Below are 1,257 nucleotides of genomic sequence, written 5' to 3'. Positions count from 1 at the left end.
GACGGGTGCAACCAGTCTTTCGCCCAATCCACTCATCTCACCAGACACAAACGCGCCCAACATAGCATGAAAGATGAGTGACCCGGTCTGTCCCTTTCACAACCAGACCCTGACAGTAAACATCAACATCACAAGAGGCCACCAGCTACGTTGCTATCTTCTTTGTTCTTTTTATGGGATGGATGGAAATGGTATTCAGGCTGAACGTTGTTGTCACCAGCCTCTGCATAGTGATCGGTCTGTCTGCATCGGTCACCAATGCATCAGGAGACAAGAGCAGATCTCTTAACCTTATTCCGTTACGATCATTAGATGTAATGTCGACAGGCAGCATTGCCATACTCCCTGCGGACAACACATATATCCACCCCGGTGAAACCACATCCTGCACCGTCAACAAATCTGCTGAGCACCACCTTGTGCATTGCCGTGGAAAAAAACAAGGAACCCAAATCACACTCACGGAGTCAGCGGATGCCACAACATGGATCAGGACCCCATCTACCATTTGCTGTATTTCCAGTGATAATGAAGCTCCTGACATCTTATGCACTCCTCCTTCTTCACCTTCCTTTCTGGACGCTCTATTCCCAGAGTTATCAGGTTTGGAGCAGGACGCCCCGCTACTTTCAGAGTTATCGGATTTGTTGCAAGATGATGTATTTCAGAGTGCTCCTTGCGCCAGTGCAGAGGGGTGTGCATTCGATACACCGTCTGAGAGCGATCAGCGGCTCACGAACATCTCCGGGATGAACATGCTAAAAGTCCACACAGAGGACAAGCTCTTTGTCTGTGACCAAGACGGATGCAACAAGTCTTTTACCTCATCTAGCAACTTCGCCAGACACAAACGCACCCACACAGGAAACAGACCCTACGTCTGTAACCAGAGCGGATGCAACCGGTCTTTCACCCAACCCGCTCATCTCACCGCTCATAAGCGCATCCACACAGGAATCACCGCCCACAAACGCAGCCACACAGGGGAGGGCCCTTTGTCTGTGATCAGGACGGGTGCAACAAGTCGTTCACTAAGGCCCTTTGTCTGTGACCAGGACGGATGCGGCCCTTGTCTGTGACCAGGACGGGTGCAGCCCTTTGTCTGTGACCAGGACGGATGCAACTGGTCTTTCACTCAATCCAGTGCTCTCTCTGCTCACAAGCGCATCCACACAGGGGAGAGGCCCTACGTCTGTGACCAGTGCAACAAGTCTTTCTCCCATTCCGGTGTACTCACCATCCACAAGCGCATTCACA

General features: G+C 51.5%; 2 protein-coding genes. Both read right to left on the bottom strand.

All coding sequences use genetic code 11. From position 1 onward, the window contains the following. Positions 1-824: 824 nt before the first annotated feature. A complete protein-coding gene (locus tag E1189_RS24920; RefSeq protein ID WP_230460022.1) occupies positions 825-980 on the bottom strand; it encodes a hypothetical protein in 156 nt (51 codons plus the stop codon). Between the two features lie 51 nt (positions 981-1,031). Continuing rightward, on the bottom strand, positions 1,032-1,257 hold a 226-nt coding region (locus tag E1189_RS24915; protein ID WP_230460021.1), incomplete at its 5' end, for a hypothetical protein.

Source organism: Parendozoicomonas verongulae (assembly GCF_009711465.1).
GTDB classification, from domain to species: Bacteria; Pseudomonadota; Gammaproteobacteria; order Pseudomonadales; family Endozoicomonadaceae; genus Sansalvadorimonas; species Sansalvadorimonas verongulae.
Note: the sequence above shows the minus strand (reverse complement) of the source record. Positions and strands in the feature narration are given on the sequence as shown.